This is a genomic window from Rhizobium sp. CCGE531 (genome assembly GCF_003627795.1).
In the GTDB taxonomy this organism is placed as follows: domain Bacteria; phylum Pseudomonadota; class Alphaproteobacteria; order Rhizobiales; family Rhizobiaceae; genus Rhizobium.
Genome location: NZ_CP032685.1, coordinates 1,313,656 through 1,327,849, shown reverse-complemented (window position 1 = coordinate 1,327,849; position 14,194 = coordinate 1,313,656). Strand labels below are relative to the sequence as shown.

General features: G+C 58.9%; 11 protein-coding genes and 2 pseudogenes. 7 read left to right on the top strand and 6 right to left on the bottom strand.

The features are described 5' to 3' along the window. Positions 1-8: 8 nt before the first annotated feature. From CCGE531_RS25675 to CCGE531_RS25650, 6 genes and pseudogenes are all read left to right on the top strand, one after another. Complete coding sequence (locus tag CCGE531_RS25675; protein ID WP_205586517.1) at positions 9-1,274, top strand: glycosyltransferase family 4 protein; 1,266 nt, start codon at positions 9-11, stop codon at positions 1,272-1,274. Beyond that, entirely contained in the window at positions 1,271-2,416 is a 1,146-nt protein-coding gene (locus CCGE531_RS25670; RefSeq protein ID WP_120669445.1) for a glycosyltransferase, read from the top strand. Before CCGE531_RS25675 ends, CCGE531_RS25670 begins: the two co-directional genes overlap by 4 nt. 243 nt (positions 2,417-2,659) lie before the next feature. Continuing rightward, complete coding sequence (locus CCGE531_RS25665) at positions 2,660-5,374, top strand: ABC transporter ATP-binding protein (protein ID WP_120668981.1); 2,715 nt, start codon at positions 2,660-2,662, stop codon at positions 5,372-5,374. A gap of 53 nt (positions 5,375-5,427) precedes the next feature. Beyond that, a complete protein-coding gene (locus CCGE531_RS25660; protein ID WP_120668979.1) occupies positions 5,428-5,904 on the top strand; it encodes a Crp/Fnr family transcriptional regulator in 477 nt (158 codons plus the stop codon). Between the two features lie 459 nt (positions 5,905-6,363). Next, positions 6,364-7,091: pseudogene (locus tag CCGE531_RS25655) on the top strand (IS6 family transposase). Positions 7,092-7,522: 431 nt separating this feature from the next. Then, the gene (locus CCGE531_RS25650) at positions 7,523-7,918 is read left to right on the top strand and encodes a DUF805 domain-containing protein (RefSeq protein ID WP_120668977.1); all 396 of its coding nucleotides are present in this window, start codon (positions 7,523-7,525) and stop codon (positions 7,916-7,918) included. A gap of 87 nt (positions 7,919-8,005) precedes the next feature. On the opposite strand, the gene CCGE531_RS25645 is transcribed toward CCGE531_RS25650, so the two are convergent. From CCGE531_RS25645 to CCGE531_RS25630, 3 genes are all read right to left on the bottom strand, one after another. Continuing rightward, on the bottom strand, positions 8,006-8,446 hold the full coding sequence (locus tag CCGE531_RS25645; RefSeq protein WP_120669443.1) for a DUF4189 domain-containing protein: 441 nt from the start codon (positions 8,444-8,446) through the stop codon (positions 8,006-8,008). A 255-nt stretch (positions 8,447-8,701) separates the two neighbouring features. Then, positions 8,702-9,469, bottom strand: a complete 768-nt coding sequence (locus CCGE531_RS34405; protein WP_162944006.1) for a hypothetical protein — start codon at positions 9,467-9,469, stop codon at positions 8,702-8,704. Between the two features lie 377 nt (positions 9,470-9,846). Beyond that, positions 9,847-10,533, bottom strand: a complete 687-nt coding sequence (locus tag CCGE531_RS25630; RefSeq protein ID WP_120668973.1) for a glutathione S-transferase — start codon at positions 10,531-10,533, stop codon at positions 9,847-9,849. A gap of 108 nt (positions 10,534-10,641) precedes the next feature. On the opposite strand from CCGE531_RS25630, the gene CCGE531_RS25625 reads away from it, so the two are divergent. Further along, positions 10,642-11,214 carry a TetR/AcrR family transcriptional regulator gene (locus CCGE531_RS25625; protein WP_120668971.1) on the top strand — a complete coding sequence of 191 codons (573 nt, stop codon included), beginning with the start codon at positions 10,642-10,644 and terminating at the stop codon, positions 11,212-11,214. A gap of 326 nt (positions 11,215-11,540) precedes the next feature. Here the strand turns inward: CCGE531_RS25625 and CCGE531_RS34915 are convergent. From CCGE531_RS34915 to CCGE531_RS25610, 3 genes and pseudogenes are all read right to left on the bottom strand, one after another. Then, a pseudogene (locus CCGE531_RS34915) lies at positions 11,541-11,802 on the bottom strand (2-dehydropantoate 2-reductase N-terminal domain-containing protein); the annotation flags it as partial. 2 nt (positions 11,803-11,804) lie between these two features. Further along, a complete protein-coding gene (locus CCGE531_RS25615) occupies positions 11,805-13,001 on the bottom strand; it encodes an acyl-CoA dehydrogenase family protein (protein WP_120668969.1) in 1,197 nt (398 codons plus the stop codon). Further along, positions 13,001-14,104, bottom strand: a complete 1,104-nt coding sequence (locus CCGE531_RS25610) for an LLM class flavin-dependent oxidoreductase (RefSeq protein ID WP_120668967.1) — start codon at positions 14,102-14,104, stop codon at positions 13,001-13,003. Before CCGE531_RS25610 ends, CCGE531_RS25615 begins: the two co-directional genes overlap by 1 nt. Positions 14,105-14,194 lie beyond the last annotated feature (90 nt).

Genomic DNA, 14,194 nt, shown 5'->3' with positions numbered 1-14,194 from the left:
GTCGGAAGCTGTCGATGCGGAAGAAAATACTGGTGGTCCTCAAGGGCTATCCTCGCCTGTCGGAAACCTTCATTGCGCAGGAGCTGCTTGGCCTGGAAAAGGCCGGCTTCGACCTGACGCTGATTTCGATGCGCAAGCCGACGGACAAGAAGCGCCATCCCGTCCATGACGAGATCAGGGCGCGCGTGGTCTATCTGCCGGAATATCTGCACAACGAACCGCTGAGGGTGCTGCGGGCCTTCTTTGCAGGCATCGGCAAGCCGGGCTTCAAACCGCTCCTGAAGCAATTCTGGGCCGACCTGAAGCGGGATATCGCCCCAAACCGCGTGCGGCGTTTCGGCCAGGCATTGGTTCTGGCGCATGAATGGCCTGATGGCGGCGAATGGCTGCATGCGCATTTCATCCATACGCCGGCTTCCGTGACCTCCTATGCCAGCATCATGACCGGCGTCCCCTGGACCTGCTCGGCGCATGCCAAGGATATCTGGACGTCGCCGGACTGGGAGCTTTCGGAAAAGCTCGGCCGAGCCCGCTGGACGGTAACCTGCACGCGCACCGGCTTCGAGCACATGCGCGATCTGATCCAGGCGGATGATAAGGTTTATCTGAGCTATCACGGCCTGGATCTCGATCGCTTCGCCCCCTTCGCCGGCGAACATTCCGATCGGGATGGCACGGATGCTTCCAATCCCGCCCTCATTCTCAGCGTCGGGCGCGCGGTGGAAAAGAAGGGATACGACGTATTGCTGAAGGCGCTGGCGCGGTTGCCTGGCGATCTCAACTGGCGCTTTACCCATATCGGCGGTGGCGATGGGCTGGCAAAGCTGAAGCCATTGGCCGATACGCTCGGCATTGCCGATCGCATCACCTGGAAGGGAGCGCTGGCACAGGAGGATGTGCTTTCCCATTATCGTCAGGCCGATATCTTCGCGCTCGCTTGCCGCGTGGCCGCCGATGGCGATCGCGACGGCCTGCCGAACGTGCTCGTGGAAGCATCGAGCCAGCGTCTCGTCTGTGTTTCCACCAATATCTCCGGTGTTCCCGAGTTGCTCGAGGATGGCGAGAATGGTCTTGTCGTTCCATCCGAGGATCCGCAGGCGCTCGCAGCAGTGCTGGAATCTGCCATTCGCAACCCGGCGCTACGCCACAGGCTCGGGGAGGCGGCCGAAACGCGGGTGCGCGAGCACTTTGATTATCATGCCAGCATCCGGCAATTGACGCGGCTGTTCGAGGAGCAATGGCAAAGGGAAGATCAATGGCGGAAATCCGCATGACGGCCTCGCATTCCCAGCCCTTGCGCGTCTTCTTCTACGTTCAGCATCTGCTCGGCATCGGCCACCTGGCGCGCGCGAGCCGCATTGCCAGTGCCTTGGCGAAGGATGGCTGCCAGGTGACTATTGTCACCGGCGGCATACCGGTGAATGGCTTCCCCGGGGCGGATGTCACCTCGGTCACATTGCCTGCCGTGGTCGCCAGCAGCGCCGGGTTTTCCGGCCTGGCCGATCAGGCTGGCAATCCCGTCGGCGAGGATTTTCTGTCGCGCCGCCGCGATCTGCTGATCGATGCTTTCCGGCAGGCTGCGCCCGATGTCGTCGTCATCGAGGCATTTCCCTTCGGCCGCAGGCAGATGCGTTTCGAGCTTCTGCCGCTGCTCGATGCCGTTTCGAAGGCAAATCCGAAGCCGAAACTTTACACCTCGGTGCGCGATATCCTGCAGCAGCAGAAGAAGCCGGGCCGTGACGAGGAGACCGTGGGCCTGCTTCGCGATCACTTCGATGGCGTGCTCGTTCATGGCGACCCGCATTTCGTCCGGCTGGAGGAAACCTTTCCCTTGACCGGGGCGATCGTCGACAAGATCGCCTATACGGGCCTCGTCGCGCCAGCCTTGCCGCCGGAGCCTGCCGAAACCTTCGATATCGTCGTATCGGCGGGCGGTGGCGCTGTCGGGCGCCATCTCATCCGCGCATCGCTGGAGGCGGCAAGCCGCGTGGCGACCGATCGCCGCTGGCTTTTGATCGCCGGGCCGAACCTGCCCGAACAGGACTATGCCGATCTCGCCAAGGACGCGCCCGGCAATGTCGGGCTTGTTCGCTTTCGCAAGGATTTTCCATCTCTCCTGCGGGGAGCGGAGCTATCGATCTCGCAAGCCGGCTACAATACCGTCGGCGATCTTCTCGTCGCCGGCTGCCGCGCCATTCTGGTTCCCTTCACGGCCGGCGGCGAAACAGAGCAGTCGGTCAGGGCCGAGCGGCTGGAAAGACTGGGCTTGGCATTGACCCTGCCGGAGGCAGGATTGACGACCGAATTGCTGGCCGGAGCCGTCAAGTCCGCGCTGTCGCGGCCCAAGCCGAGCAACCCGGACATCGATCTCGGCGGTGCCGCCAGAACCTCGGCTATTCTGCGCCAAGTCACATAGAGGAAGGCGCGGCGGCTATCGGAGACATGCCGTCGTTTTATCCTCCTGGATTCCTGCAATCTTGTGATATAAATCGAAAAATCGATGACTCGGGGGGGGGGGGAGCGTGGACGAAAGACCAGGCGGTTTCCCTTTTCACAAATGGGGCCACGTATCCGCAACGAAATCTTCCCGCATCTCTGCAACATAGGTGCCGGCGTCGGACCGGCGCGGGGCGTTGAATCTGAAAGCCTGCAGTAAGCAATGGAAAAAAGCCTAGCGCGTTACATTTGGTCGAACACCCGGCTGGAGCAGATCTGGATACTGCTGGTCGTTGCGGCTTCGATGATCCCATACTTTCTGTCCTTCGACCTGCCCAAGCAGATCGTCAACGGGCCGATCCAGGGCAAGGGTTTCGAGCATCCTGGCGATACCCAGACATTTATGCACATCGCGTTCAACGTGCCGCTGATCGGTCATATCGAGGCCTTTCAGGGCATCCAGCTGACCCGCATGTGGATGCTCGTCGCGCTGAGCATGGTGTTCCTGGCGCTTGTCGTCCTCAACGGCCTCTTCAAGCTCTATATCAATACCTATAAGGGGCGGCTGGGCGAGCGCATGCTGCGACGCATCCGTTTCGAACTGATCGATCGCGTGCTGCGGTTTCCCCCGATCCATTTCAAACGCGTGAAGCCCGCGGAAATCGCCACCATGATCAAGGACGAGGTGGAGCCGATGGGCGGCTTCACCGGCGATGCCTTCGTGCAGCCCGCCCTTCTCGGCGGCCAGGCGGTGACGGCGCTCGTCTTTATCGTCATGCAGAATTTCTGGCTCGGCATGATCGCCGCCGCCATCGTCGCCGTGCAGGCGATCATCATTCCCCGCATGCGCAAGCGGCTTCTGGAGCTTGGTCGCCAGCGTCAGCTGACGGCGCGCGAGCTTTCCGGCCGCGTCGGCGAGATCGTCGACGGCATCGGCACTATCCACGCCAACGACACCACGAACTTGGAGCGCGCCGATATCGCCCATCGGCTCGGATTGATCTTTTCGATCCGCTACGATCTCTATCAGTGGAAGTTTTTGGTGAAATTCATCAATAATTTCCTCGCGCAGGTCACGCCCTTCCTGTTCTATCTGATCGGTGGTTTCCTTGCCTTGCAGGGCCGCTTGGACATCGGTCAGCTCGTCGCCGTCATCAATGCCTACAAGGACCTCCCGGGACCGCTGAAGGAACTGATCGATTGGGACCAGTCGCGTCAGGATGTGCAGGTCAAATACAATCAGGTGGTCGAGCAGTTCAGCGTCGACCATCTGATCGATCCGAAAATCCAGGTCGTCTCGCATGCGCCGGCAGGACGCATCACCCATGCCCTGGTTGCGACCAATGTGACCGTCCTCGACGACAGCGGCGCGCGCGTGCTCGATCACGTCTCGACCGAAATCCATCCCGGGGAAAGAGTGGCGATCGTTGGCGACAGCGGCGCGGGTGGTGAATATCTCGCCGAGGCATTCGGGCGCCTGACCTGGCCGGATAGCGGCCGCATCTCGATCGACGGTCGCGATATCCTGGAATTGCCGGAATCGATGACCGGGCGACGCATCGCTTACGCTTCGTCCGAAACCTTCTTCTTCCATGGCACCTTGCGCAGCAATCTGCTCTATGGCCTCAAGCATGCGCCGTTCATTGCGCCCGTCTACACCGACGACGAGGCCACCAAGGCCAAATGGCGTGTGACGGAAGCGCGGCGCGCGGCCAATCCGGAATTCGATCTCAACAGCGACTGGGTCGATTATGCGGCCGCGGGGGCCACGGGGCCGGATGATATCTACTCGGTGATCCGCCCGGTTCTCGATGCCGTTGCCATGTCGCAGGATATCTTCGACATGGCGCTGCGCTCGAATGTCGATGCGGCCGCGCACGAGGATCTGACGTCGCGCATCGTCGAGTTGCGTCAGGCTCTGCGATTGCGGCTTGAGGAGGAGAAGCTGGAGGACCTCGTCGTTCCCTTCCAGTTCGATGTCTATAACCTGCAGGCGACGGTCGGCGAAAATCTGCTGTTCGGCACGCTGAAGCGGCCGCAGATGACCAATCGCAAGCTCGCCGCGCATCCTTATTTCCGGCAGATATTCGCCGAAACCGGGCTCGTGTCCGATCTTTACGACATGGGCTTGGAGATCGCCGAAAACGCGGTCGAGCTTTTCACCGACCTGCCGCCGGACCATCCGTTCTTCCAGCAGCTGACCTTCATGACGGCGGAAGATATTCCGACCTACGAGGCGTTGCTGCAGAAGCTGAACGGCAAGGGATATGAGGCGGCGAGCGACGATGAACGCGCGGCCATCATCCGCCTGAGCTTTTCCTATATCGAGCCGCGTCACCGCTTCGGCCTTCTGACCCAGATGCTGATGGAAAAGATCGTCCAGGCGCGGGCGAAATTCTACGAGAACATACCGGCCGATCTTACCAGCGTCATCGAACGTTATGATCCGGAACGCTTTACCGCGTCGGCGACCTTGATGGACAATGTGCTGTTCGGCCGTATCGCCCATCAGCAGGCCAATGCGCCGGAGAGCATCCATCAGATCATGTACGATGTCTTCGGCCGCCTTGGCATGCATGACAGCGTCCTGTCGATCGGCCTGGATTTCGATGTCGGCTCGGGCGGCAAGCGTCTGACCAACGTGCAGCGCCAGAAGCTCAATCTCGGCCGCGCGCTTTTGAAACGCGCGGACTACATTATCTGCAACCGCCCGCTGCCGGCGCTCGATCATCGCGTCCAGGACCAGATTGCGAGAGCCATCCTGGGCGAATTCGACAGCGACGGATACGCGCCGGCAATCATCTGGGTGTTGTCCAATCCGAGTTTTGCCGAATTGTTCGACCGTGTCCTGGTCTTCGACCACGGGAGTCTTGTCGAAAGCGGATCAAGCACGGATCTTTTAGAGAAAAACGGTATGTTCAAAGAACTGTTATCGTAATATCCTATCTCGACAGTGGCGTCTGGGGCCGAACACTGGGGGTACCGAAGCTCATGCTTCTGAAAGACGAAGTTGAAATGCTGAAGCGAGTGCCGATTTTTTCGCGCATTGCGCCCGCGAAATTGAAACTCTTGGCGTTTACGTCCGATCGTGTCAGCTATAATGCTGGTCAAACCCTGTTTCATCAGGGGGATCAGGGTGATGCGGCCTATGTTGTTCTTTCCGGAACCGCTGATATTCTAGTCGATAGCCCGGCCGGGGAGATCAAGGTTGCCGAAGTCGACGTAAACTCCATCGTCGGCGAAATCGCCATTCTCTGTGACGTCTCCCGTACCGCCACGGTAAAGGCCACTTCCAGGCTTGAAGCATTGAAGATCAGCAAGGAGCATTTCCTGAAGCTGCTTAGCGATTTTCCGGAAATGGCCGTCGAGATCATGCGCGTGCTTGCCGACCGCCTCAACCATACGACCTCCGAACTGACCGCCGTCCGCAGCCGCCTCAACCAGCCGCAGTCGATGTCCACGCATTGAGATCGCAACGCTCGGTGTCTGTGCTTTCAGGCAGGGCCGAACAAACCATTGAAATTTGGACGGGTGGTCGCCGTCAAGTCTCTGAGGCAATTTCAGGAAAAGTGCGCAACGGCTTTCCGTCCGGAATAGTGTGAGAACAACGCGATAGAGTGGATCAAAAAGGGGCTTTGATCCAGTTGGCTGGAACATGTCAGGACACTCGATCGGGCGAGGGAATTCGTTGAACTTGGAGGAAGGCTGACAAGAAAGGCCAAATTCCCGGTTAAATCCACCGATCCAGCCCAAACCGACGCGCCGCATTCTCGGTTTCAAATCTGTTACTATCGGTACTTGATAACTATCGGCTCTGTTGCAAAAATTCCGTTGATAGCCGAAAGAGTGCCGGCAATTTTAGAGTGCCGGCAATTTTCAGCGAGACTTTTGATGAATGATTTTAAGTAGCGGCATTTCCAGGGCGAGATTATCCTTTGAGCGGTCCGTTGGTACTGCCGCTATGGGGTCAGCTACCGCGATCTTGAACAAATGATGGGTGAGCGGGGTGTGCCCGTAGATCGACGATTTACCGCTGGGTCCAGAAATATGCACCGGAGATAGAAAAACGGCTGCGTTGGCACTGGCGCCGGCCACAGTCGACGAGTTGGCGCGTTGACGAAACCTATGTGAAGGTTCGTGGTCAATGGACATACCTGTGCCGGGCCGTCGACAAATTCGGTAACACCATCGATTTCTATCTGTCCCCGACGCGCAACGCCAAAGCGGCCAAGCGCTTTCTCGGCAAGGCCCTGAATGGCCTGAAGGACTGGGAGAAGCCAACCGTGATCAACACCGACAAAGCGCCGACTTACGGCATCGCGATTTCGGAACTGAAGACCGATGGCAAATGCCCCGCAGCGCTTGTGCATCGGCAGGTCAAATATCTGAACAACGTCGCCGAAGCAGATCACGGCAAGCTGAAACAGCTGATCCGTCCGGTGAGAGGGTTTAAAACCTTGAAAACGGCTTATGCGACAATCAAAGGATTCGAGGTCATGCGCGCTCTACGCAAGGGCCAGACTGCAATTTTCAACCTGACGGGGGACGTCCGTGGAGAAGCACGCATCGTTGAACGGTCTTTCGGAACCGGACCGAGCGCCTTGACAGAAGCCATAGCCCTGCTCGCTTCGAATTCCGAAGGCCAGGCCGCGTGACGGCGGAGAACTCAGGATCTCTCCAACCAACCGGAATTTTTGCAACAGAGCCGCCTAGGCCTTGCCCGGCAGCGACCTTGCGGAAGCCTTCCTCCATTTAATGGAGTGGTCGGGACAACCACCACGATGTCCGATACCATCGCAGGGACGATGATCATGTTGCCGCAGGATCGCACGGCCGGCCTCCTGCGGATTTAGCAGTATTTTATGTTTGGTGAACAAGATAAGATACTAATTGATAGTATCAATGATGTAAATGGAAGCGAGGTCGGTGTCTTCTCGTCTGCGCTTATCTAAAGGAAATGTGATAAATCTGGTCTGGATGAACTCAAAACAGAAGTGGTTTCTGCCCCGAAGAACCATGTTATCTATTTTTTGACAATTATCGAGTAACTGTCAGTAGTTTGAAAATATTGCAATCGAGTGACATCATGAAAAAACTTCTTTTTACATTCCAGGGCCGCATCACCCGCAAGAAGATGTGGCTCGCGGTGCTTATTCACATTATCGCCGCTGCCGTTGTTGGCCTTGTTTTCACGCTCCTTTGGTCCGTGATTCCCGGCTCCATCAGCGAGGATGGCACGTACCACGTTGAAGGGGCCGCAGCCGTTCCCTATATCGTGCTTGGCCTTGCCTATGTCATCTTCAGCGTTTGGTCGGGTCTTGCCGTCGCCGTCAAGCGACTACATGACCGTAACAAGTCTGGCTGGTTCTTCTTAATCCAGTTCGTCCCGCTGATTGGTAGCGTCTGGTATCTGGTGGAGGTCCTGCTTCTAAAGGGCACCACGGGCTCGAACCGTTTTGGCGAGGACGCGATCGCCGCCTGATACGCCCAGAGCACAATTAGAGTATTCGAACGAAGTGAAACTCACGCCAGAAACGGTGCCGGGACGTGCCCGGCACCGCTTTTGCTTTCAGTTGCAGTCCGAGGCCACAATCTTGCAGCTGTCGCCATCGCAGCCCTGGATCGACTGCTCCTCTGCTTTCTTCTTCGTCGGAGCCTTACCCCAGCCGATCGACTTACCGTCCGACGCTAGCGCCCCGCACTGTTCGTAGGTCATGGCGAGTGTGCAGTCTTTGCCACCTTCTTCGTTGCAGAACTTCATGGCATAGTCGGAAGCTTCCTTTTCCGTGTCACCACCACCGACGCCGTAATAGGGCTCCTTGGTCTTGTCCGATGAATCAACTGCAAATGCGCCCCACTTGCTGTCGCCAGCGAGCGCGCCACCGGCAATAGCGGTCGTGGCGAAGGCGGTAAGAAGGACGATTCTAACGATGCTTTTCATAATGGTGACGATCCCTTGAACACGTTCCACCCGCCACATGACCGATGGAAAGCATATCTGATAGCCCATACTTCGCCGTCTTCAATGGTGTCCGGATGAATATTTTTGGGACGTCTTTTCGCGCAATAGGAAGAGTGACCTGCCACGGAATTTTCACCCAGCAGCGACTAGGTCGTGTGGTGCACTGTTGGTTCGATTCTCATCGACTCCCTGGGAGCGGAGGGCCATCGAATTTCACACGTCCTGTGATCACCGGATCATCGGCAATGCGAGAACCCATGGAATTTGGAGCGCGGAGCGACCCCTCAAGCGGCGCTGTTATCCTCATTCGAGCCCAAGCGCCCGAGCAACCGCAGCTGTCGGATCCCGAACGCCGTCTGCCGACGTCGGCACGGGTATCCGATCGTGATTGAAATTCACGACACATTTCCACGCCGGTGGCTGGTCATTCAGCCCACAGCCGATGATCGGCATCGGAAACCACGAGAGCGGAGAATACCAGTCATTGTCTATCGCGACGTGATTTCCGTCGGGATCGGTCAGGACGATCCGATCCTCCGCCACGGTGTTGTTTCCTGCCCTTGCATCCTCGCTTGATCTGATGCTCACGATCGGTCCGATATAGGCCTCTCTGAGGTGCGCGATACAGGGATCGAAGATGAGGGAGCGTCGTTGAAACTCATTACGGCCAGGTCTGGAAGACATGCCTTCTTGATCGAGTGTGCATTCTGGTTTCAATCGATAGACATCGGCAAGTCCGTCTTTGCCGATCCCGCCACGTATGACGGTGGGTACATTGTAGCGTGTGAGGAGATTGTCTCCGATTTCGTCACCTGAAAGATCCACGTTGATGGCAGTATCCTTGGCATCGAATTTGAGGCGATCGATAGGCCGCGAGCCGAATGCAGCAATTTGCCGGTCAACTTCGATATGCTGGAGAGCTGCCTCGGTGTAATAGCCTCCGAACTGAGTGGGACAGTTCTGCGCCGTCCGGTTTCCGGTCGCGACAACATCAAGCGCCTGGTGGAGGCGGTCGGCACGGTCTACGCCTCTCAGACGCCCACGTTCTACGGGGCGATCGATCAGCGCCATTTTCTGCAATACAAGGCAACACTTCGCTCCGGCCTCGATCTGGAAGCAGTGAGGTCATCGAGCGCGACGAGACCGAGCTCGTGCGGCGCGTGACGATGACGTTTGCGCCTTTGGATGCCGCGGTGTCACTGTCGGCAGGACTGGGCGACATCGTCGGGAAGGGGTTTGGGGACAATCTCTTTTACACAACGTTGGTGAACGAGATCGCGGCGTCCTGATTGCCAGCCCCCGCATGCGATCGCACGCAAAGGCGCCGGGGGCCGAGCTATGGCCGGCCCCCGGCCTTTCGCACGCCATCAGCCGCGAAGGAACGTCAGCAGATCCGCGTTCAAGGTTGGGCGTGTCGGTGCGTGTTCAGACCGGTTTCGTTCGGGGGATTAGAAGCCAAGCCTACGCAGATCCTCGGCGACGAACATCTGCCCGCTGCGATTCTTGACGCTCGGCAACTCAGAGACCTTTGCGCGCCAGGAATTGAGCGCGGAATGATCTTCAGGGATGGCAATGCCGGCGGCGTCGGCGAACATCAGCCCGGCAAACACCGTGATGTCGGCCATCGAGAACACATCGCCGGCAACGAACGACTGGTCCTGCAACACCCCGTCGAAATACCTCATGCCGGCTAGCGCTTTATCGCGCTGGCGATTGCCCCAGTTCTGACGGCCGGCCCATTCCGGGCTCTTGAACGCCTGCAGCTCGGCGCCGAGGCCCGGCGTCGCGTGATGGAAGTAGTTGCCGACCGCATCGAGCAGCTCGGTTTCCGCCCGCTTCTGCATCATGTGGATAACGGCCTTTTCCTTCGGCGTCTTGCCCGTGAGCCGCGGATCGCCATCGAGATTGTCGAGATACTCGGTGATGGCCGTTGCTTCACTGATGTAGGTCCCATCGTCGAGCTGAAGGACCGGCAGCACGCCGGACGGGTTCTTTTCAAGAAAGGCCGACCGCTTGTGTTCGGCGGCGATGAGGTCGACGGAGACGAACTCGACCTGCTGTTCGAGCCCCTTCTCGGCGAGGACGATGCGGATGCGAGCCGGATTGGGAAAGCCGGGGCGATCGAAGATTTTCATCAAAGACTCCTTTAACTGTCTATCGATAGATAGATAACGCTATGCCGTTTATCCCTTCCATTTTCCGGCGTCAACAACTATCTATCGGGTGATAGGTAGGGAACGACGATGGCTAAAACCAAAACTGATATGCACGAGGCGCTGATGACCGCCGCAAAGGCGACGGTGCAGGCGCGCGGCTACAATGCACTCAGCTTTCGTGAGCTTGCCAAAGAGGTCGGGATCAAAAGTGCGAGCGTGCACTATCATTTTCCGACCAAGGGTGACCTTGGCGCCGCCTTGGCGCGTCGCTATACCGAGGAAGGGGCAGCCTATCTCGCTGAGCTCCTGGCGACGCCCGAAGATGCGACGTGGTGCATGGACAAATACACGGCGATCTTCCGCTCTGCCCTGGCCAACGACAATCGCATGTGTCTGTGTGGCATCATGAGTGCCGAACTTGACGATCTTCCCACAGAGGTTCGGACCGAGGTTGACAAATTCGCCGTCATGAACGTCGGTTGGCTTGCCAAGGTGCTCTCGCGGGTAAAGCCTTCAGCGAGCGACCAGGACCTGCAGGAGCATGCGATGGCAATTTTCGCAGCCATCGAGGGCGCCCAGCTGGTCGCGCGCGGCTGCAGGGATATCGGCATCTATGACCGGACGATCCGATCCTATCGGGCGGCAGGTCTTATCCCGTGATTGGTTACGGCACCGAATACGACGGCGGTCGCGGCTGATCGAGTGCCCGCGGCGGTTTATTTGAACTGCCGGCCGACCTCCGTGCGGGCACATTTCCAGCGAGCGGCTACATTGAAACAGACTTGACAGTGTGCAATTGCACAATCATCCCGCTTCCATTTTGTGTATTGCACTTTTAGCGCTTTGTCTGATCGGCAGAATGCGCTTGATTTCACCCGGAATTGCCGGATATTTTCATCGAGAATTGGCTCTGACGGCCTTGCTATAGATGAAGTGAAGATTATCGCGGAGAGCGTCCTACTCAGCCGCCGTGCCCACGGCAACTGTTCCGTCGCCGCCTCGACGTCCTGCGCCTTGACCGCAAGGATGAGGATATCGCCTCGCTGAGGCACCGGCGGTGTGGCCGTGTCGGCAGTCTTGAGCCGAACAATCTTGTTTATTGCCGAGCGGCGATACGAGACCGTAGGCGGCAATATGTGCGATCTGAGCGCCGCGCCCAACGAGCACATAGGGAATGCCATGCGTTTCGAACTCAGCGGCAAGGCTCGCGCCGACTGCACCGGCACCGATGATAATGTAGCGTGTCATGGTCAGGCCGTTTTCAATACGGTGAGATTGACCGGAGGGGCCGACGGCGTGTCCTTTTCGCTCTTCCAATGTTCGAAGGCTGCGCGCCCGAGAATGGAAATGGATGTGTCTTCCTGCGGGGCATGGACGAGCACCGACTGAATGTCGCGGAAGTGGCGCTCCAGCCCCAGCTCGCTCCCGAGGCCGGGATTGCCGATGCCGCGGACAGCAACCTGGACTGCGTCGCGCAGTTGCCGCCCGGCGATCAGCCGGGCCCTCATGTGCGTTTCGGCATCGGCATGCTTGTCGCTCAGGGCGCCGAAGATGATCTGTCGGGCACCGGAGACCAGCAGGTCGATTTCGCCGGAGAGCGTCACGAAGCGCTCGGTGCGCGCGATCGGATGGCCGAGGTTCGTCGGAACTCGCTCGTGAGCGAAGCGGATGAACGCGTCCTGTGCAGCTTCGGCTACCCCCAGATAGAGTGCGGTCAGCGCGAGCGTGATTGCCGCATGGGCGCGGTTGTCCTGCTGGGCAATGGATGGATCGACGAGATCGATGACATTCTCGAGCGGGATTTCGACATCGGCATATTCGACATCGTGAGAGCCGGAGGCGCGCATGCCAAGGCTGTTCCAGTTCTCGATGACGCGAATGCCCGGGAGCTTGTTCGGCACGACGAATGTCCCAACGCGGGCGGGCGCTTCGTCCGTGTGCGCCCAGACCAGGAAATGTGTCAGACCGCGCGCGCCGGTGACGAAACGCTTAGCGCCGGTGATCGACCAGCCGGAGGCGGCACGACGGGCAACAGTGGCCGGCAGGCCGCCGCGCGCGGGCGAACCGAGTTCCGGTTCGACGCGCGCGGCGTTGAGAAGCAGCGGATGCTGCTTGGCCTGCGAAAGCAAGCTCATGTAGAGATCGTCAGGCCAATGGCCTTTTGTTGCCTGTCCGAGATGGTTGAAGATCGTCATCGCACTGATGAGCGCGACCGATGGATCGCCTTTGCCTAGTGCCGCCAGTATCGTTGCAGCCTCGTGGAGGGTTGCGCCGGCGCCCCCATATCTCGAGGCGACGGTGCTTTCGAGCAGGCCGCTTTGATGAACCGCACGAATGCCTACCCATGGGAAATCCCCCGTCCGGTCTGCCTCGGGGGCCGAGTCTGCAAGAGCGCGGCTCGTGGCGATCAACAAGCTTGGATCGAAAGGCGTGTTACCCGTAAGCATCAGGCCGCAGCCTTCTTCTTTGCCTCTTCCCGTTCGCGTATCCCCTCGCGCACCAGCGGCAGGATGTAGCGGCCGTAGTCGACGGCATCGTTGAAGTTGTCGTAGCCGCGGATGGAGATGAGATCGGCACCGAGATCGATATAATCCAGGATCGAATCGGCAATCGTGCGCGGCGATCCGACGAGCGCGGTGGTGGCGCCGGAGGCATTGGTCGCCGTGACCGTCGGATACCAAAGGGCACGATCGTGGACGTCGCCGCGCGCAGCGATGTCGAGGAGTCGCTGCGATCCGATATTGGCGGGGCGAGGGGCCGAGGGCGGAGCCCGATGGAGGCCCTTTTCTCGGTTGCCCTTGAGCTGGTCGAGCACCCGGTGGGCCTTTTGCCATGCGAGCTCGTCGGTTTCGGCAACGATCGGTCGGAAGGTGACCCAGATCCGCGGCCGGTCGGTCCTGCCGGCTTTAGCGGCTTCGGCATAAACCCGCTCGATCTGCTGTTTGGTTTCCGCCAAGGGCTCACCCCACAGTCCGAAGATGTCGCACAGCGAACCACCGATCCGGTAGGCGGCGTCCGACGATCCACCGAGCGAGATGGGGATCAGCCCATTCGTCGGGCGAACGGCGCTGCGGAACTGCTTGAACTGGTAGTATTTCCCATCGAAATCGAAGGGCTCTGTCGATGTCCATGCGAGGCGCAGGATGCGGATATACTCTTCCTGGCGCTCGTAGCGCTGCTCCTTGTTGAGGAAGTCGCCTTCACGGGCCTGTTCATCATCGCTGCCGCCGGCAATGAAGTGGACGACGACACGCCCGCCGCTCAATTGATCAAGCGTGGCAAGCGATTTGGCCGCGACCGTCGGGTAGACGGTGTTGGGCCGCAGCGCGACGATGATCTTGATATTCTTGGTATGCGCAAGGACGGTGGCGCCAAGGGTGAAGGGGTCAAAGGAGGAGGACGAGTAGGGGATCAGCGTGTAGTTGAAGCCGTAATCATCGAGTGCTCGTGAATAACGCTCAAGGTAGCGGGGATCGACCGGAGCGTCCGGGATGGGGTTGAGATCGTTCGAGGCGTTGGGAAAGCTGACGCTGATGAATTCCGCGGACATGGGAGCTCCTCTGATTGTCGAATGATGGACAAAAGTTAGGCGGCGGCCTCGGGGTAAGGAAGACAGGTCTTTCTATTTCTATTGAAACTA